The organism is Limnobacter sp. (genome assembly GCF_043511195.1).
Lineage (GTDB): Bacteria > Pseudomonadota > Gammaproteobacteria > Burkholderiales > Burkholderiaceae_B > Limnobacter.
The window spans coordinates 820,175-839,379 of the sequence record NZ_CP121330.1; the positions used below are offsets into that span (position 1 = coordinate 820,175).

The 19,205-nt window shown below is 54.8% G+C and carries 17 protein-coding genes; 9 read left to right on the forward strand and 8 right to left on the reverse strand.

Annotation, left to right across the window (positions count from 1 at the left end; translation table 11 throughout):
• Positions 1-10: 10 nt before the first annotated feature.
• A complete protein-coding gene (locus P0D43_RS03930; protein ID WP_394673286.1) occupies positions 11-1,033 on the reverse strand; it encodes an acyltransferase family protein in 1,023 nt (340 codons plus the stop codon).
• A 162-nt stretch (positions 1,034-1,195) separates the two neighbouring features.
• Between P0D43_RS03930 and P0D43_RS03935 the strand changes: the two genes are divergently transcribed.
• Positions 1,196-2,179: an HPP family protein gene (locus P0D43_RS03935; protein ID WP_394673287.1), complete on the forward strand. Its 984-nt coding sequence runs from the start codon at positions 1,196-1,198 to the stop codon at positions 2,177-2,179.
• Here P0D43_RS03935 and P0D43_RS03940 read toward each other — a convergent pair.
• Entirely contained in the window at positions 2,176-4,104 is a 1,929-nt protein-coding gene (locus P0D43_RS03940) for an esterase/lipase family protein (protein ID WP_394673288.1), read from the reverse strand. The genes P0D43_RS03935 and P0D43_RS03940 overlap by 4 nt on opposite strands.
• A 63-nt stretch (positions 4,105-4,167) precedes the next feature.
• The gene (locus P0D43_RS03945) at positions 4,168-6,228 is read right to left on the reverse strand and encodes a TonB-dependent receptor family protein (protein WP_394673289.1); all 2,061 of its coding nucleotides are present in this window, start codon (positions 6,226-6,228) and stop codon (positions 4,168-4,170) included.
• Between the two features lie 140 nt (positions 6,229-6,368).
• Here P0D43_RS03945 and P0D43_RS03950 point away from each other — a divergent pair, with 140 nt between their 5' ends.
• From P0D43_RS03950 to P0D43_RS03960, 3 genes are all read left to right on the forward strand, one after another.
• Positions 6,369-7,688, forward strand: a complete 1,320-nt coding sequence (locus tag P0D43_RS03950) for an ATP-binding protein (RefSeq protein WP_394673290.1) — start codon at positions 6,369-6,371, stop codon at positions 7,686-7,688.
• Positions 7,685-8,227 (forward strand): response regulator transcription factor, encoded by a 543-nt coding sequence (locus P0D43_RS03955; protein ID WP_394673291.1) that lies wholly within the window; start codon positions 7,685-7,687, stop codon positions 8,225-8,227. Before P0D43_RS03950 ends, P0D43_RS03955 begins: the two co-directional genes overlap by 4 nt.
• 163 nt (positions 8,228-8,390) lie before the next feature.
• Positions 8,391-9,665 carry a putative Na+/H+ antiporter gene (locus P0D43_RS03960; protein WP_394673292.1) on the forward strand — a complete coding sequence of 425 codons (1,275 nt, stop codon included), beginning with the start codon at positions 8,391-8,393 and terminating at the stop codon, positions 9,663-9,665.
• Positions 9,666-9,670: 5 nt separating this feature from the next.
• Here P0D43_RS03960 and P0D43_RS03965 read toward each other — a convergent pair whose 3' ends face one another.
• From P0D43_RS03965 to P0D43_RS03980, 4 genes are all read right to left on the reverse strand, one after another.
• On the reverse strand, positions 9,671-10,258 hold the full coding sequence (locus P0D43_RS03965) for an NnrU family protein (RefSeq protein WP_341236967.1): 588 nt from the start codon (positions 10,256-10,258) through the stop codon (positions 9,671-9,673).
• Between the two features lie 40 nt (positions 10,259-10,298).
• Complete coding sequence (locus P0D43_RS03970) at positions 10,299-10,880, reverse strand: hypothetical protein (RefSeq protein WP_159567954.1); 582 nt, start codon at positions 10,878-10,880, stop codon at positions 10,299-10,301.
• Positions 10,881-10,895: 15 nt separating this feature from the next.
• On the reverse strand, positions 10,896-11,603 hold the full coding sequence (locus P0D43_RS03975; protein WP_394673293.1) for a FadR/GntR family transcriptional regulator: 708 nt from the start codon (positions 11,601-11,603) through the stop codon (positions 10,896-10,898).
• A 92-nt stretch (positions 11,604-11,695) separates the two neighbouring features.
• Positions 11,696-12,631 carry a hydrogen peroxide-inducible genes activator gene (locus P0D43_RS03980; protein WP_394673294.1) on the reverse strand — a complete coding sequence of 312 codons (936 nt, stop codon included), beginning with the start codon at positions 12,629-12,631 and terminating at the stop codon, positions 11,696-11,698.
• An 84-nt stretch (positions 12,632-12,715) separates the two neighbouring features.
• Here P0D43_RS03980 and senA point away from each other — a divergent pair, with 84 nt between their 5' ends.
• The 3 genes from senA to P0D43_RS03995 all read left to right on the forward strand — a co-directional run bounded on the left by senA (position 12,716) and on the right by P0D43_RS03995 (position 15,573).
• On the forward strand, positions 12,716-13,906 hold the full coding sequence (senA, locus tag P0D43_RS03985; RefSeq protein ID WP_394673295.1) for a selenoneine synthase SenA: 1,191 nt from the start codon (positions 12,716-12,718) through the stop codon (positions 13,904-13,906).
• A gap of 96 nt (positions 13,907-14,002) precedes the next feature.
• Positions 14,003-14,926 carry a ZIP family metal transporter gene (locus tag P0D43_RS03990; RefSeq protein WP_159567957.1) on the forward strand — a complete coding sequence of 308 codons (924 nt, stop codon included), beginning with the start codon at positions 14,003-14,005 and terminating at the stop codon, positions 14,924-14,926.
• 65 nt (positions 14,927-14,991) lie between these two features.
• Complete coding sequence (locus P0D43_RS03995) at positions 14,992-15,573, forward strand: NUDIX domain-containing protein (RefSeq protein ID WP_394673296.1); 582 nt, start codon at positions 14,992-14,994, stop codon at positions 15,571-15,573.
• Positions 15,574-15,589: 16 nt separating this feature from the next.
• Here P0D43_RS03995 and P0D43_RS04000 read toward each other — a convergent pair whose 3' ends face one another.
• Positions 15,590-16,405, reverse strand: a complete 816-nt coding sequence (locus P0D43_RS04000; protein ID WP_394673297.1) for a DODA-type extradiol aromatic ring-opening family dioxygenase — start codon at positions 16,403-16,405, stop codon at positions 15,590-15,592.
• Positions 16,406-16,562: 157 nt separating this feature from the next.
• On the opposite strand from P0D43_RS04000, the gene P0D43_RS04005 reads away from it, so the two are divergent.
• Both P0D43_RS04005 and P0D43_RS04010 read left to right on the forward strand, forming a co-directional pair.
• Entirely contained in the window at positions 16,563-18,710 is a 2,148-nt protein-coding gene (locus P0D43_RS04005) for an FAD-dependent oxidoreductase (protein ID WP_394673298.1), read from the forward strand.
• A gap of 153 nt (positions 18,711-18,863) precedes the next feature.
• Positions 18,864-18,995 (forward strand): hypothetical protein, encoded by a 132-nt coding sequence (locus P0D43_RS04010; RefSeq protein ID WP_394673299.1) that lies wholly within the window; start codon positions 18,864-18,866, stop codon positions 18,993-18,995.
• The last annotated feature ends 210 nt before the right edge of the window (positions 18,996-19,205 follow it).

Here is a 19,205-nt window from a genome sequence, read left to right on the forward strand (position 1 = left end):
GGTCGGTGTCTTAAATCTTTTGCTCAACCCCCCGATACAACACCCACCCCGCAGCCACACTCACCACCCAAGTCATCACAAACGCCGCCAACATTTCCGCAAAGCTACTCAAGCCCAAGGCAATCACCACCGAACTTGCAAACACGGCGATGCCGTAGTGAATCAGGAAAACGGAATAGGAAATATCGCCCAGCCAGCGAACAGGACCTTGAATAAGCACAGCCACAAAGCGCTCAATACGCGTACTGTTGATCAACAGCAAGGCAGTTAAACCCGTCAGCAACAATCGCTCGCGCCACTCAACCCACAGGGCAATACCCAGCAGGCTGATGATCAGCAAGCTGACCAAACCTACTTTGTTCTCGCGCTGCGCCCAATGGGCAGCAATCCCCAAGCCATAAGCGCCAAAAAAGTACCAGGCCCATTCGTCGTACTCGGCATTTCTGTTCCACACCAACAGCGAAGCAATCGTTACCGCGACCGCCAGCAGCAAAAGGGCACTTGTTGGTTGAAGCACTTTGAAGCCGCCGGTTTTCTGGCTGATCCACGCAATCAACGCCAACAGCAAATACAGTTGTAGGTCGATGGCCACGTACCAAACACCAGCCGACAAGGCTTCTACTTCCACAATGTCGTGCAACAAAAACGCATGGGCCAGCAGTTGTGTAAAACTGGGCAGATCAGACACCTCTGCGTGCATTGCAATTCGACCGCCCAACCAGCTCAGCAACACAGCCACCGCAATGGCCACCCAGAATGGTTTGGCCAGGCGCAGAAAGCGCTTTTTAAACAGCGGCCACACAGCCACATCGCGTGCCTTGCTCAGCAAACCGAACATCGACTGCGCAGCCAAAAACCCGCCAATCACCAGAAAAATTTGAACGACATAGTGACCCTCGTCGGCGATGAATCCGAGTAATTCGGGCCATTTGGCTTGCAACACGGGCGACATGGGCGTGTACAGCAACAAGTGGTGAATCACAATAATTTGTGATGCCAGCGCTTTCAGCAGATCAATGGTGGAGTTGCGCACAAGGAAGGCCGCAGAAGTAAGTCAGTGCGCAGTATAAAGCGAGTTCCCACAGCAAATGCTGCTTGAATTGGATCGGCTTGAATTGCACCAACTTGGTGCTCATTTCCGGCTGGCCGGCGTATCATCATGGGCTTGTTTCATACAAACCTGTTGATTCCAAACATGAAACTCTCCATCCGGGCCCTGCGTGCCCTGTCGGTGTCGAGGTCTATCCTTGGCTTTGAGTCCAATTCAACCAGCCCTCGCGAAAAAGCCATTTCCGGCTTGGGTGCCTTTTTGGGCATTTTGTTGGTGTGTTGGGTGTCCAGTTTCGTGGTGCAGGGCACCGATGCCATTCTGGTGGTGGCGTCGATGGGCGCCACAGCGGTGTTGTTGTTCGCCGTGCCACATGGCACCTTGTCGCAGCCTTGGGCCTTGATGGGTGGGCATTTTGTATCCGCACTGATCGGCGTTACCTGCGCACGTTATATTCCCCACACTTATTTGGCGGCGGCTTTGGCGGTGGGTGTGGCTGTGGGGGTCATGTATTGGGCCAATTGTATTCACCCACCTGGCGGGGCCACTGCGCTTACCGCCGTGCTGGGCGGCGAGTCCATTTCAAACCTGGGTTACTGGTACATGATCAACCCGGTGCTGCTGAACACCTTGGCTATTTTGGTGGTGGCGGTCAGTTTCAATGCGCTGTTTTCTTGGCGACGATACCCCAACCACTTCGCGCGCAAGCAGAAAAAACCTGTTGAGTCGCTTTCAGAAACGGGGGCCAGCCTGACGCACGAGGATTTCGCTGCTGCTATTGCCCGCATGGATTCCTATGTGGATGTGAGTGCAGACGTGTTGGCTGAACTGTTTGAATACGCCACCAAGCACGCCGACGAGCAAAGCACCCACCCTCAAACACTGACCGTGGGTGCGTTTTACAGCAATGGGCAAGTGGGTTACCGCTGGTGTGTGCGGGAATTGTTGGACATGTCGCTGACCACACCTTACAAAAGCGAATCAGGGCAGCAAGTGATTTTCAAGAACGTGGCTGGCGCTGATTTGTACGAAACAGGCTTGAGCAATGTAGAGGCCTTCAAGCGCTGGGCGCGCTATGAAGTGGTGCTGCAAGACGGGCGCTGGTTGCCTGTCAAGGCAGCCACCCACTAACGTTGGTCTGTTCTCAATTGGTTCAAGTGTTCGTGCAGAATTCGGCGAATCTCGACAATGGCTTCGGGGGTTTCCTGCACGCTGTGCCAGGAATTCACAACCAGTTCCGAGGCAGATCCCTCAAGTTTTGCGCTGGCGTAGGGCACCACCCCGTCACTGCTGGCTTCCAGAATAACTTCAGGAGTCACGTTGCCCATGATCGAGTGGTAAGTCACTTTGCTCGAGATCGGTAACTTGGACGACTCCCGTACAAAGGGGTCTTGGTCACTCAGGTTCTTGATGCTGTTAATCGATCCGACCAAGGGCTCATTCGAGGCCTCATCCGGATTAACCAACAACTGGCCTATTTCGGTCACACGGCTCAATACCGTTGCGGGCAAGCGGATCAGCCCTGATACAAAACGGGCAAACCGGTTTTCTGCATAGGGTGTGCCACGGTGCGGCGCGGCAATGAAAATGGCACGCGTGGGTTGTGGCATGGCATCGAAGATCACATAGGGCTCAATTTTCTGCCGAAGTTTTGTTTCGCGTTTTTGCGAAATGTTGTAACGCTCCAGCACCGCTTCCCACAACGTGTCACCTGAATTCGACACCATCAATCGCGCAAGAACACCGCCCATGCTGTGACCAATCAAGACCATGTCGTTGGATGCCCTGCGCTTGCCTTGCGGGTCGAAGTTTTTTAGCGTGGCATTCACTGCCTCGCGAATTTCACGGTTGTTGAAAGGCAGTGGCAAATTGGTGGGGTAATACACCTGCCAAATTTGATAATTCTGTCGAAGTTCCTCGTCACCCAACAACTCGTTGGCCACATTCACCCAGGCTTCCGGGCTGCTGGCCAAGCCATGCAACATGAGAATGACGCGGCGGTTCGGGTCGAAAGGCTGCATCAAATAAATGCGGGGTTTGTCCAGGGTCTCGCTTCGGCCAATCAGCGACAATAAACTTTCTTGCGCAAAGCCCGAGCGGGCGAGCCACAAGCCATAGCCCGATGTGAAGTTGGCCGCGAGAGGAACACGAATGCCGCGCACATCAACACTCACATTGCGATGGGGGTCGAAACCCTGAAGTTCAACCCGGTTGCCAGCCAGCACCGTGTCGATGCTGTTGCCGGGAAAACGCAGCATCACAGTGATGGACGGAAATGGTGTTTCACTCCAGGGTTTGTTCTCATCTTCCTGCTTCACCACGCTATCTGCAAAAACCGCCACCAGTTCGGCACCCAGTCCGTCGCGGCGATACTGGTTGCGAAGACCCTTGAAAGTCAGTGAAGAAGCGGCAACCAGTTCTTTGGGTAGTTGACCTTTGTGGCTCAGGCTAATGCCGGCCGTGCTGCCACTGACTTGCCATGGATCAAAATCGAGCAGGTAGGTTTTGTCTTGCGAAACCGATCGCTCCAGCTGATCGCGGTAGCGATTGAACAAACCCACCACAGCTTGCTGGGTTGAAAAATTGTAGTAGTCGCGCACTTGGGCCTGTCGATCTTCCATGGCGCGAAGGTCGGGTGTGCGGCTGGTAAAAAACAGATAGGCATACGCATGTTTGGCACTTTCCAGAAAGGCCGACAAGGTGGCTGCTTTCAGGGCATCGTTGGCGGGCTCAAGTATCTGCGCCTCTTCATGCCGCAAGGCTTCTTGCAGCCACAATTCCGACAGTGTTGAAAGTCGCTGCTCATCGCTCAAACCAATGTTGGCGATCAGCGTTTTGCGACAATTGGCAAGGTCACGGTTGCAGCCTTCCTCATCTGTACCAACCACTTGCAGCGCTGTGCGTGAAGAAGCGCTAAGTTTGCCCGTGGTCAACACATCGCCGCGGCGGGCAGACAAGTAATCTTCCGAGCTGACCGAACCCACGCTCACAATGGCGCAGCCCGATACCGTGAGTGCAATCAGTGTGGCGGTGGCCAGGCGGGTAATGTTGAACATGTGCTGCGGTGCGTTTGATTGAAGACACTGATTCTACGCATGTTTTGGCGCAACGCTCAAACCTCACCACTTCACTTCCACGCCTGCGTAAACGCCTCGCCCTTCACCCGGTGCAAATTGGGCAGAATCAGCCCCGTTCGCATTCACAATCACCCCAGTGGTGGCGGCATACACTTTGTCGGTCAAGTTGCGGGCGTCTACAAACACACGCAAGGTTTCACTGAACCTGTAACTGGCATTCACGCCGAGTAACAGGTAGGGGTCTGTGGAAAGTGTGTTCGCCAAATCCACAAAGTAGCCTTGTGGCACATACTCAATATTGGGCGTTACGGTCCAACCCGCCGGGTGTGAGTAATCCAGTTTTGCCCGCACATACTGTTCGGGAATGCCGGGAATTGCAGCGTTGCCATACACTGGGTCTTGGTTAAAACGGAAACGCCCGAAGGTGTAGGCAAGTTGCCAATGCAAGGTATCTGCTGTCGCCACCACACTGCGCGCCAAAGGTCCGGCCAAGCCAATTTCAACACCTTGGTGTACCGTGTCGTCTGCATTCAATATTGCACTCAAACCAGGCACCAACGGGTCCAGTTGATAACTTACAAATTCATTGTTCAAACGGCTTGTGTAGGCGCTGATGTCCCACTTGATTTGATTGATCTCACCGCGAGTACCCAACTCAAGCGTGGTCGATTCCTGCGCTTGCAGTGAGCGTGTCGGGCTTGTTTCTGAAAAGGTGGGTGGCTCGAACGCGCGGCTCAAATTGCCGTACACCTGAACGACATGGGTGGCTTGCCACAACAAGCCGGTTTTCGGGCTGAACTGCGCATAGCGGCGTTGGTAACTGCCATCGCCATCGCTTAAAAACTGATCGTCAGCCGTGCGTTTGGCGTGGGTCCATTGCAAACCATTGATCCACTGCAAGCGGTCGGTTACATGCAAACGACTCTCGCCGTACAGCTCCATGTTGTGGGCTTTTTGGTCCTCGTAGCTTCGCAGGCTGGTTCGATCACCGCGCACATGGTTGAATATTCTTGCTTCAGTGACGCCGTGCACCAGGTTGTAACCCAGCGTGGTGTCATGTCGCAGACCCCACAATTCACCTTGTGCATTGCGGTTTCCGAATGTGCCCACATCGCGTGTTTGTTGATCGATCAAGCCAAAGCTCAAGGGGTGGTACAGGTTCTTGTCCACGGCATACACCCCCGCGTTGTACTCCACCCCGCCCGGTGAAATCCAGGTGGTTTTGTTGGCCACACGGGTAATCAAAAAATCGCGCTGTGAATTGCTGCCAGCTGAAGCAGCGTTGGCCTGCGTGGTGTCAGTTTGTAACTGCGCCTTGCTCAAGTTGCCGGGCAGTTCCTGATTCATGTCGCCATGAATCACATAAAACCGGGTTTCAAGTTGTGGCGAAATTTTTAATCCTGCGTTGGCATTCAGGCGGGTGTTTTTCTGCCCGCTGAACTCTCGAAAGCCGTCGGATCGCAATTGCGACATCGATGCAAAATAATCCCAGTTGCCCACCACATGGCCCGTTTTGAATTGCGCGCGTGCAAATGCATGGCTGCCCGCGTCCAGGCGCACCACACTGTTGGGCGTGGTGTAGCCAGTGGGTGTTACAAAGTTGATTGCGCCGCCCAGGCTGGCTGCGCCGTACTGCAGGGCATTGGCGCCTTTGTACACTTCAACGTGTTGCAAGGCCAAGGGGTCGATGTCTTGAAAGTCTGATCCACCATCGGCGAGATTAATCGGTATGCCGTCCTGCAACAAACGAATGCCGCGCATGTGAAAAGTGCGCGACAAGCCCGAGCCTCGAATACTCAGCCGGGCTTCCTCGTTCACGCGGCTTTGCGCAAACACACCCGGGGTGAAGTCCAGCATGTCCTTGATGGTCACCGCTTTGCCAGCCTCAAAACTTTCAGCGCGTACCACTGCGGTGCCGCCTGCCGTTTGGCCTAGTTTTTCTTCAGCCACCCGAACGCTGGCTGCGCTCAGTGCTTCGCGTTGGGCCTGCACCTCTACATTACTCAGTGCCGGGTTTGCAAAAGCAGGTTCTGGAAGCAGGCCAAAGGCCAGCAGCACACCCAATGAAAGGGCTTGCAGCGTAAAGGGGGTGTGCATGTGCATGGTGGGTATTCCGGGCAAGGTAGGCCAGTCCGGTTTATACGCCAAGCCCAAGCCGGCGAGAATGCGTCATATTGTCGCAGCCGCCTGGCAACCCTCACAATTTCACGGCAGCAAATCCAGAAGCCACTTAGAATGTGAGCATGAAAACAAGCACCTTATCTGAACCTCAACTGCTGATGCGCCTTTGGACCGAAGGCCTGGTGGATCAAAGCGATCTCTCGGTGCGCCGTCAGCAGATGGTCACTGTCATGTGGATGCGAACATTGGCACTTGGCGCTCAAGTGCTGCTGCTTGCCGTGGTTGGTTTGTTGTTAAAGGTCAGCCTGCCTTGGTCTGTGTTGATCATTATTTTGAGCGCGCTGGTTTTACTCAATGTCATTACCTTTGTCCGATTGCGGCAGGGGCAAGCCGTGGGCAGTTTTGAAGTGGCCGCCCAGCTGTTTGCCGACGTGGCTGCTTTCAGTTTCGTGCTTTATTTCACAGGCGGGGTCACCAATCCTTTTGTGTCGCTTTACTTGCCCCTGCTGGGCTTGGCGGCCGCCTTGCTGCCTTGGGCGCAAGTTGCAGTGTTGGCCTTGTTCAGCGTGGTGGCTTACACGGTGTTGATGGGCAATTACATACCTTTGGTGTTGGCCAATCCTGATGATGGTGTGCACTTTCACCTGGTGGGCATGTGGCTGAATTTTCTGGTCAGCGTGTTGATTCTGGTGGGTTTTGTGGCGCGTTTGAGTTCGTCCATTCGTAACCGGGACCTGGCACTGGGGCGAGCCCAACAAAGGTTAGCCAGTGAATCCCGATTGGCGGCGCTGGGCAATCAGGCCGCATCCATCGCGCACCAGCTGGGTACGCCCGTGTCCACCATTGCCACCATTGTTTCGGACTGGAAAAATGACCCCGTCATGCAGGCGCACGCACGGGAAATGACAATCCTCAGTGCGCAGGTTCAGTCCATTACTGAAACATTGAGCCAGCTTCGAGCCCAAATCGAAGTGAGCCCGCGCCACAACGCCGATGCACAAACCATACGGCCAAGCGATTGGTTGCAATCCGCGCTGACCATTTGGCGAACCCGCAATCCGCAACACGAGGTGCGGTTGATGCCAAGCATCGCCTCCATTGCGGGCGAATTCAAAGTACGCAAAGAATTACTCGAATTGGGTTTGATCACCTTGCTGGACAATGCCGCCCAAAGTCAGCAGCGCGTGTCTGTGGCCGAGCCACTTCAAGTGGGCATGCAATGTGATCAAGAAAGTTTGACCCTTTTTGTCAATGATGCCGGGGGCGGAGTCGATGCCGAACTGTTGCCAAAAATCGGGCAGCAATTGTTTCAGGCCAACGGACAGGGCATGGGCCTGTTTTTGCTGGCCAACCTGCTTGAGCGCGAGGGCGGAAAACTCAGCTTGCGAAATCTGAACCCAGGGGTGTGTGCCAGTTTAAGTTTGCCGGTGTTGCCCGAATGACGCGCTCGATCCTGATTGTCGATGACGATGCCGTGTTTGCCAGCACGCTGGCTTTGTCATTTCAACGCAAGGGGATTCAAGCCTGTGTGGCCTTGAACACAGAGCAAGCGTTGGCTGCGGTTGGCCAGCAACAGTTCACCGACATTACGCTCGATTTGAATCTGGGTGAACAGTCGGGCTTGCAACTGATCACACAGCTTCGCAGTTTTCAAGCCCAAGCCAACTTGTTGGTGCTCACAGGCTACGCCAGCATTGCGACCACAGTTCAAGCCATTAAACTGGGGGCTGACAATTATCTGGCCAAGCCTGCAGACAGCGCAGCGGTGTTGCGGGCCTTGGATGACGATGCAACTGCTGTTACGTCGAATGAAGAAGAACCTTCCGACTTCCAGCCGATGTCGGTTTCGCGCCTGGAGTGGGAGCACATTCAACGCGTGTTGAATGAACACGATGGCAACGTGTCGGCCACTGCGCGTGCCTTGAACATGCACCGGCGTACCTTGCAGCGCAAGCTGGCGAAAAAGCCTGTTGGGCGGTAAGCGCCGTGCCTGGCTCTGGGGTAGGGGTTCCCAGCCCAAGCCTTTTTTATGGTGTAGCGGGGGAACTTTAAAGCTGTGATAGGCTCTCTCTATGAGCTTTGCGATTGGCCCACCTCTTGATTGGCTCAATCGGCAACCTTTCAACTTCAAATAAGACACCGACATGACAGCAACAACCATTCAATGGATTGCCGCCTTTCTTTTTGCCGGCGCACTCATTCACACATTTTCGGCCAGCTACTTTGAACGCCTGGCTCACCACAGCAAACACCACAGCGGTTTGTTTCACCTGCTGGGTGAAGTCGAGGCTGTATTCGGTATCTGGGCTTTGTTCCTGGTGATCGCCATGGCGTTTTCCGTCAATCTGGATTCGGCGGTTGAATACGTCGACACCCGCCATTACACCGAACCCCTGTTTGTGTTCGTGATCATGGTGGTCGCGGCCAGCCGACCTGTGCTCGATGCATCCCGACTGCTGGTGGAAGGTTTGGCGAAACTCATGCCTGTGAACAAAGGCGTTGCTTTCACTTGGCTGGGCCTGTTCATGGTGCCGCTGCTTGGCAGCTTCATCACCGACCCCGCCGCCATGACTTTGGCCGCATTGTTGCTTCGCGACGTGCTGTTCTCAAAGGCCGTGCCCAATTTCGTTCGTTATTGGGGCTTGGGCGTGTTGTTCGTGAACATCTCGATCGGTGGCGTGCTTACCTCGTTTGCTGCACCACCTGTGTTGATGGTGGCAGGCACATGGGGTTGGGATACCCCCTTCATGATGGTTAATTTTGGCTGGAAAGCGGCAATTGGCGTGTTTATCAACGCAACCATATTTATCTTCTTTGCAGCCAAACATTTGGGTGCTGAAGTCAAAACACCCGAGGCCTTGGGTGAAGACGGCAAACCACTGGCCCCGGTGCCTTGGTGGGCCATGGTTGTTCACCTTGCCTTTCTGGGTGGAGTCGTGTTTTTTGCGCACCATCCAGCCGTGTTTATGGGTATTTTCCTGTTTTTCCTGGGTTTTACAGCGGCTTACAGCACCTTCCAGTCGCGACTTCTCCTGAAAGAGGGGCTGCTGGTTGCATTCTTCCTCGCCGGTTTGGTGGTGTTGGGTGGCATGCAACAATGGTGGTTGCAGCCTGCAGTAAGCGACCTCGACGATGGCGTATTATTCGTGGCCGCCATGGCGCTGACCGCCATTACCGACAATGCGGCGCTGACTTATCTGGGCTCATTGATTGAGGGCACTTCAGAAAGTTTCCGTTACGCCTTGGTGGCGGGTGCGGTTGCAGGTGGTGGCCTCACCGTGATTGCCAATGCACCGAACCCGGCCGGTTTGTCGCTGCTCAAGCGCCAGTTTCCTGGCGAAGCGGTGTCAGCAGGTGGTTTGCTCGCCGGGGCTTTGGGGCCCACGGCGGTGGCCGCCTTGTGTTTCTGGTACCTGTAACCAAGTTACCGGCTAAACGGGCTAATGCCGATCAAATGAACGTGCAGCCAGGCTGCGAAAACCAGCCAGGCCAGCACACCCACCACCACAGTCATCAGCGTCCCCACCTTGGTGGGGCCGTCGCCTGCAAAACCCATGGGAATGGCACGTCGGCGCGCTGTTTTAAACAGCAACACCGCCCACACCAAAAATGAACCGAACAAAATGATGTCGGCCAGTGTGCCGTTGGCCAGCAAATGGGCCAGTGCCCACACTTTGACCGCCAAGGTCATGGGGTGTTGAAGCTTTGCCTTGATGTGATTGCTGGGCACGTAGCAGGCCGCCAACATCACAAATGAAACCAGCATCAGCAGTGCCGCAATGTGGCGCATGGCCGCAGGCGGGTTCCATACAAAAATTGGGTCCAGGCGCGCTTGCCCGTAACCCACCACAATCAGCACCAACCCAACAATAGACACCGCGGTGTAAATGCCCCGGTATTTGCCTTTGCCAAGCCGCGCGATCATCCCTGATCTGCGTTGGTCATCTGGAATTCGAGTCGCATGCATGGCCAGAAAAAGCACCAACCCAGCGACCAATATCAACAAGCCCATTCAGTTCTCCTTTTTGTAGTGAACCGATTATGTCACAGGCTTAAGCCGCGCGCCGTGCTGCCTGTTTTGGTGCGAAAGTGCCCAGTGATTCGGGTTTGGGCAGCAGTCGGTTAATCCTGGCAGGAATCCGTTTCAGCCCAAGCACGTTGTCCTCGCGCATGCCATCTTCTGTAAACACACGGGTGCCCATAATGTAATCAAACCAGGGCCGGGTTACACACCAGTTTGCGCTTGGGTTGTTGCCCATGTGGTGGTCATAATGCCAAGGCACGCGTTGTTCACCCCAGGCCGGGTTCATGTGGCTTTTTTTGTGAACCCGGTAATAATTCAGGCTGCTGTACCACAAGGTGCCTACAAAAAATGGCGCCACCGGAAACAGCGGGGCCACTGCCACGGCGCTGGCAATCAAGGCCCAGGCTTCCTTGCCCTGTGCATGCATGCCCAGCGGAAAGCGCTCGTAGTTCGGATCGTAATAACCGTGCTCACGCACTTCCTTGTGGTGCTCATGAAAATGAAAGGCCCAGAACGTGCCACGCTTTTTGCCCATGCCATGCAGCACATATTTGTGCATGCCCCATTCCACAGCATTGGCGGTCAACAGGCCCAAGGGAATTCCCAACATGTTTGTCTCCGTTTGTCAGTGTTGACCCAGTGCGGCATTCAGGGCGCGGCTGCCCAGTTCCACGTGTTGGCGCGCCAGTACTTCACAACGCCTGTGCTCCCCGGTTTCAATGGCCTGCGCAAGCTGGGCAAGGGTCTCTACATCACGAAATTCGTCCTGCATCACCAGCGTTAGCGTATTCCAGGCCGCCAAGTAGGTTTGATTCATTGAGTTAAAGGCCAGTTTGAACACCACATTGCTGCTGCCTTGCACCACCCGTGCCCAAAAATCAAAGGCGAGCTGCTGAAGTTTTGGCAGTTCTTGGGTGTTCTGCATTTCGGCAATCAACGGTTTCAGTTGTTCAGCCAGTATTTTTCCGCCCTGCAAGGCAGCCTGCCCAGCCACAACCGGTGCCAGTGCCTTGCGCAAGGCCACAATGCCGCGGGCCACCTCCAGGTTCACCTGGCCGTGGGTATTTACCATCAGGCTGGGTAGCAGTTCCAGGCCACCTTCAGCCTCGAAGTTTTCAACTTGGGTGGCACCACCATGGCGTACCCGAACCAAGCGTGCCTGTTGCAGTCGTTTAATCGCCTCCCGAACAGCGCCCCGATTCACGCCCAGGGTTTCAGACAGCTCTCGCTCTGAGGGAAGCTCTGCACCAACTGGTAATACCTTTTTAAGAATTCGATCGCGAAGTTGTGTGTAAACCTGTTCAGATATCGAGATATTCTGAATATTTTCCATGACTTGCCTGTTCAAAAAGCAACAAATTATTTAACTGGTCAACTGATCATACCAGTTAAAAAGAAGCATGGAAATGGTTGAATCTCCTTCGTTTAGTTGGCGTGGTCGCCTTTGAAAATTGGGCACAGAACCCTGTCGATGAAATTCAGTTTGGGGTGGCTGCGGCGCGTGACCAACGCAATTTGCCGGCTGGGTACAGGCGAGCGCAGCTCGACTATCTGAACCCCCGTGTTGTTTAACAGCCCAGCCTTAATTGCCATGTCGGGTAACAGTGCGCAGCCCAAGCCCGAATTCACCAATTGCACCATGGTGTTCAGGCTGCTCGCTTCCACCAGGCTGTTTTCACCGCTTTCAGTGTTCCGTTGGCTGGTACTACAGGCCGACACGGTGTGGTCACGCAGGCAGTGTCCTTTTTCCAGAAGCAGCATTCGGCGTGTGTCTACCTCGCGCAGTGCCACAGGTCCGCCCTTGCACATTGGGTCATTTTTGTGAGCCACCAGCCGCAGTTTTTCCTCATACAAGGTGAAGGCTTGCAGTTTGCCCAGCTCAACGGGCAGGGCGATGATTGCCGCATCCAGTGCCCCTTGTTCCAGTTCCTGCAACAAAGCAGCGGTCTGGCTTTCTCGCACTCGCAGTACAAGGTCAGGCAGCTGGTTTTTAACGCAGCCCAACAGGTCGCCCAAGATGAATGGCGCAATGGTCGGAATGACACCCAGGCGAAACTCGCCACTGGCGGGGTCAGCAGCCATTTGCGCGCGGGTCACCAGGTCGCGGCCGGCAGACAAAATACTCTGCGCGCGCTGTGCCACTTCAACACCCACTGGTGTAAGCGCCACGCGCTGGCGGTCCCGTTCCACCAATTGCACACCCAGCGTGCGTTCCCGTTCGGCAATGCCGCCCGACAAGGTTGATTGCGTGACAAAACACAACTCGGCCGCCCGGGTAAAGTTCAGGGTTTCAGCAACAGCCAGCAAATAGCCAAGCTGCTTCAATGAAAGGGCGGTGGCTTGAGTGTTCAGAGTGTTCATTCCTTACTGATCGACATTTCCGATTGCTTTCATTGTATCCATTTGTCGTACACTTATCGTATCCCAATCAACGCAGTGTCCCTTGTGAACAGCCGCACCAATCCAGCCCAGTTGGCCCGAACAGCAAATGCCGCGTTTCTTCGCGATGCCTTGTTGCGCACGCGCGAACGCACCCTGGGTTTGCTTGAAGACTACGTGGCAGCACTGGGTTCTGACTGCAAAGTGCCCCGCCGCCCAGAATTGAACCCACCGCTATGGGAGTTGTGCCACGTGGCCTGGTTTCAGGACTGGTGGCTGGCTCGCAACCCCGATTGGGCCTTGGGGGTGCAGTGCAATCCCGATGCACCCAAGCTTGATTCGCGCCTGTTCAATGCCGATGCGCGTCTGAATTCAAGCACCATCGCGCACGATACCCGCTGGGAAATTGGTTTGCCCGATTTGCAAGGCACGCGCAACTACCTGGCGGCGTGTTTGAAAGACACCTTGGAATTGCTTGAGCAAGCCGACGCTTTGTGTGCGGCTAACCCCAGCAAAGCCGATCGGTACCTGTATTTTTTCCGCCTGTGTGTGTTGCATGAACAAATGCACAACGAAGCAGCAGTTTTCATGGCCAAGTTGCTGAATATCCCGCTGCGCCAGAACAACGCGTGCCGCCCCGGTGTGCAGCAATGCGGCGAATCGGGTCAACTGCATGTGCCTGCAAGCCAGTGGACCCTTGGCTGGCAAGGTGGGGGTTTTGCATTCGACAATGAGGTGCCAGCCTGTGTCGTTCAGTTGCAAGCATTCACCATCGATTCCCGCCCGGTCAGCTGGGCGCAGTACCTGGCATTTGTTGAAGCAGAAAACTACCCGGTGCCAGCCTTTGTTGCACTTGAAAAAGGTGGCTGGATCGACCTTGGCTATGGTCGGCAAACGCCGTTAAACCTGAATGCGTCAGCCGAGAACATCAGTTGGCTGGATGCCCAGGCCTACTGCCAGTGGGCAGGCCGCAGGTTGCCCACGGAAGCTGAATGGGAATACGCGGCGCACACCCAACCCAATTTGCAATGGGGGCAGGTGTGGGAATGGACTTCCTGCACGTTTTTGCCATTCGACGGGTTTGAAATGCATCCCTATGTTGACTACTCCAAGCCCTGGTTTCACGACCGAAAGGTCTTGAAAGGTGCCAGCTGGGCCACTTCGGCTGAAATGGTTCACCCCAAATACCGCAATTACTTTCAACCCGATCGCCAAGACGTGCTGTCTGGCTTTCGCACCTGCGCCACTAATCGGTAAATCCGATCAACTTCAAAGAAATTATCCGTTAGACGAATAAAACCCTGTCGGGCAAACTCAATGTGTATTCAAGCCTTTGAAGCACAGGAGCCCGCCATGAGTTTTCATCAAATGACCAAAATTGTGGGTCTGAACATCGCCGATCAACAGCAACTCGACGTTTTTCGCGCAGTGCGCGGTGCGGTCGGCCTTTTGATCGCAGCTTTGGGCTTGTACATCACGCTTACCCAGGGTGCCCCGGCTGTGTGGGCGGCCATCCAATACATTGCGGCCAGCCCCGCCAAGTTGCAGGCAGTTGAATTGTCGACCATTGCTGGTGCAGCCACTGGCTTGGGCGGTATGGCCTTGTTGGTCATGAAAAAAATTGATGACAAAGGCCTGGGTCTGTTTATTGCGATCGCAGGTGGCATGATGGCCGCCGCCGCAGTGATGTCTTTGTTTATCCCTGCCATTCAAACCGAAGGTGCCCTGATGGTTGTGCTGGTGGCCACTGCCGCAGGCTACGGGGTCATGACGGTGCTGGATCAAACCTTGCCACATGAACACCCCGTGGCGGGGCCTGAAATGGCGGGCCGTGAACGCCTGCGCATGGCCATGTTGATGACCATTGCCATTGCTTTGCACAATGTGCCTGAAGGGTTCGCCGTGGGCGCCAGTGCGGGCAACTTGAATGGTGCCTCGGGCACCGCATTCTCAATTGGTTTACAGAACATTCCTGAAGGTTTGATTGTGGCCACTGCCTTGTGGAGCATCGGTGTGCACAAAGCGCTTGCCGCCCTTGCCGCACTGGCCACTGGTTTGGTCGAGCCAATCGGCGCTGGTTTGGGTGTAATTACCGCCGATTCCTGGGCATTGGGAACCCCCGCTTCCATGGCTTTTGCAGCGGGTGCTATGGCCTTTGTGGTGTGCAATGAAATGATTCCGGAGAGCATCAAAATGACTGGAAAACTTAAAACCATTTATGCGGCAGGTGTATCAACTGTGCTGACTGCAATCGCATTGGGCTGGATGGGTGCCTGACCGCGCAAGGTGTCATCCAGGCAAGCGATAATGAGGCCTTAATATTCATCAAGACCACCTCAACAATGCGTTTGCCTTTCGTTTTGCCTGCACTGTTTGTAATTGCTGCGTGTTCCCCTGCCAATGCGCCGCCAGCCGGCTTGATCGCCTACAGTTGTGTGGCAGGCGAGGCGCTGCATTTGATGGCGTTTGATCCGCACCCGGCGCGCCGCAGTTGGGCCACATTGGGTGGCAGCGCCCAGCAGGGAGAAACGCCTGCGCAAACGGCCCTGCGTGAATTCACCGAAGAATCCAATTGCGCATATACGGGTACCGAGATAGACATCAGCCAGCTCAAAGGCCCTTCAATTTCACCCGGCGTGCCGTTTCACCTATATGCCGCGCAAGTGCAGTTCAAATCAGTCGACGAAATTGCCCAAACCCGCCAGTGCGTCGACATTGAACGCAGCCAGTGGGTGTGGGTGCGGCACTTTGATTTGATGCGCACACTGAACCAGGCCGCAGAAGGCACATTGACTGTGCCCACCGTGCAGGGTGAGCCTGCACAGGTGCCGCTGTGGGATCGCGGTGTGGAGTCACTGAAAAAAGCGCTTCAAGATGGCGTGCTGCCTGAAACCATCAATTGCAGTGTCACGCAGCTTTCCTAAAAACAAGCCAAGTTAATTATCCGGTGAACGCAAAGCTTTGCATCGACAAGGCTTTGTAACGCACGTCCTCGGGCAACACATCCACCTTGAAGTTCTTGGGTGCGGCACCCATGGCAAATGGCAGCGGCAGGTAATGGTCATCGTCTGGGTGGGCACGTGCAAAATGCGGGGCATCAAATTCTGCGCGCGCAATCGCCTTGCCGTCGCCTGCTTGAAGGCGTTCCTGAATCCAGGCATTGAACTCGCTCACATAGGCCAGGCTTAGCGACTGCATAGCATCGCCCACTTTGGCGGCGTGTATGTCCATGTCGTCAAAGTTGTGGGTCAGGCTGCCACTGCCCACCACCACGGCATTGTGTTCGCGCGCAAACTCGCCCACCACAGCACCCACATTCAAGGCAGTTTCGCCGGTCCAGTCCACTGGCATGCTCAGTTGAGTCATGGGTGGGCCACCGTTTGGAAACAAGTGCATGTAAGGCACCCAGGCACCGTGATCAAAACCCTGTTGGGGGCGTAGTTCTGTCACCAGATTTTTTTCAGTCAACGTGGTGGCCAACATCGCGGCCACTTCAGGTGCGCCACAAATTTCAGGTTTCAGTTCATACAACGCTTTGGGAAAACCGTAAAAGTCGTGAACAATCACCGGTGCCTCGTGGCTGGTCACCGCCAGTTTGGCACTTCGCCAATGTGGGCTAAGCACAATCAGCGCACGAGTACCCTGGGCAATCAGTTGCTGGCCCAATGCTTCAAGTGCTTGCCCAGGCAAGCCCGGTTCCAGTGCGTAATTGGGGGCACCGTGACTAATAAAAATTGAATGTATGGTTTGGCTCATGGTCAAAACGCGTTTGTCATGCAATTGCCCTAGATTAACGCGACTATCTTTCAATATCGAGGTAACTTTTTTGTACGACTCGCCGAAACTATCTGTACAAGTTGCCCAGACCATGCATGATTGGCAGCACACTGCATAGAAAAACCAAGGAATTGAAATGAAAAAAATTGTTCTGCTGCTAATCGTTGCAGCTGTCGTGGCCGTGTTTGCTTTCGACTTGCACAGCCTCTTAACCCTCGACAGCCTGAAAGGTCGCCTGGAACAGTTCCGCGAATTTCAGACCGAATCGCCCTGGCTGGTTGCAGGCGTGTTTTTCGCAGCGTATGTCATTGTTACTGCCTTTTCAATTCCGGGTGCTGCGGTCATGACATTGGCGGCAGGCGCTTTGTTTGGTTTGCTGCAGGGTTTGATACTGGTTTCTTTCGCCTCCACCATTGGTGCAACGCTGGCCTTCGTCGGTGCGCGTTACCTGCTGCGTGATTCAGTGCAGGCCAAGTTTGGCAACCGCCTGAAAGCGATTAATCAGGGCGTTGAGCGAGAAGGCGCGTTTTATCTTTTCACCTTGCGCCTGGTGCCCGTGTTCCCGTTTTTCCTGATCAATTTGCTCATGGGGCTGACCAGCATGAAGGCCTTCACCTTCTTCTGGGTCAGCCAGCTTGGCATGTTGGCTGGTACCGTGGTGTACGTAAATGCAGGCACTGAGCTTGCAAAAATTGACAGCCTCGCAGGCATTCTTTCGCCGGGCCTCATTCTTTCATTCGTGTTGTTGGGCATATTCCCGCTAATCGCGAAAAAGATCACCGACAAAATCAAGGCCCGCAAGGTGTACGCCAAGTGGACAAAGCCTGCCAGGTTCGACCGCAACATGGTGGTGATTGGTGCAGGTGCTGCTGGCTTGGTCAGCTCGTATATTGCCGCCGCAGTGAAGGCCAAAGTCACGCTGGTAGAGGCCCACAAAATGGGCGGCGACTGCCTGAACTTTGGTTGCGTGCCTTCCAAAGCCATTATTAAAAGCGCCAAACTGGCTCACCAAATGCGCCATGCCGACAAATACGGTTTGCATGCAGCAACGCCCAGCTTCAGCTTCAAGGCGGTTATGGCTCGCGTGCACGACATTATCAAAGCCATTGAACCGCACGACAGCGTTGAACGCTACACCGGCTTGGGCGTGGATGTGGTGCAAGGCTATGCAACCCTGGTTGATCCCTGGACCGTAGAAATCAAACACAACAGCGGTGAGACCAGCCGTTTGACCGCCCGCAGCATTGTGATTGCCGCAGGCGCCCAACCCGTGGTGCCACCTTTGCCCGGAATTGAAACCAGCGGTTACCTGACCAGCGACACCTTGTGGGACGAATTCGCCAAACGCGATGAACTACCCAAGCGCTTGGTGGTACTGGGCGGTGGCCCAATCGGCAGCGAACTGGCCCAGGCCTTTGCCCGCTTGGGCTCGCAGGTTACCCAGGTTGAACTGGCTGATCGAATCATGATGCGCGAAGACCCTGAAATTTCTGAAATGGCCGCAAACAGCATGCGTGCCGACGGTGTAAACATTCTGACCCAACACAAAGCGGTTCGATTCGAGCGTCGTGGCGAGCAAAAAGTATTGGTGACTGAACACAACGGCAACACCGTTGAAATCGAGTTCGATGATGTGATTTGTGCCGTGGGCCGCAAAGCGCGCCTGACTGGTTATGGCCTTGAAAAACTGGGTATTGAAACCAACCGAACCGTGGTCACCAACGAATACCTTGAAACCCTGTACCCCAATATTTTCGCAGCAGGCGATGTGGCAGGTCCTTACCAGTTCACGCATGTGGCTGCGCACCAAGCCTGGTACGCATCAGTGAATGCCTTGTTTGGTCACCTTAAAAAATTCAAGGCCGATTACTCTGTGATTCCATGGAGCACTTTTACTGATCCTGAAGTAGCCCGTGTGGGTTTGAATGAACAGGATGCCAAAGAGCAGGGCGTTGCTTTTGAGGTGACACGTTATGGCATTGATGATCTCGACCGCGCCATTGCCGACAGCGAAGCGCACGGCGTGGTGAAGGTTCTGACCGTGCCCGGCAAAGACAAAATTCTGGGCGTGACCATTGCAGGTGTACATGCTGGCGATTTGCTCGCCGAGTTTGTGCTGGCCATGAAACATGGTTTGGGCTTGAACAAAATTCTGGGCACCATACACACCTACCCCACACTGGCGGAAGCCAACAAGTACGCGGCCGGCGAGTGGAAGCGTGCGCATGCACCGGAGAAAGTGCTGCTGTGGCTGGGTAAGTACCATGCGTGGCGGTTGGGCTAATTTAAGCTTACTCAGCGGCTGGTTTTTTAGCCCAACCAGCTTGGGTTCCGATCTCTCGCCTGAAAACCTGTATATCCCTTTTTGAGATTCACCCTGACTCACCTCGCTCGGCAAAAGGGCGGGCCGAGTCTCGGTGCCGGCCGATGGCCGACCGTGGCGGGTGAATTCAAACGGGCAGGTTTTCTTGAAGGCGAGGCGATCGAAACACCGCCGCCGATTGGGCCAGAACACAGCCGTGAGTTGCACGGTGGTGGAGAGACGCTGGCGCAGGTGACGCTGAGCTGAACTTGCAAGTGGTCGCACGATGACCAGTCAGAAAACTTGCCGGCTTGGCGCGCCGAGACAAACAATCGCGCCCGGCGCGAAAGCCAAGACCCGACCGTTACTTTTGGAGGGCTTGGCTTAGTGCAGGCTCAAGCTGACAAGCCGATATGCCAAGTTTTCGGGCAGCGGTGACCCTTCAAGTTCAGATCAAAAGTCACCAGTGACATGCAG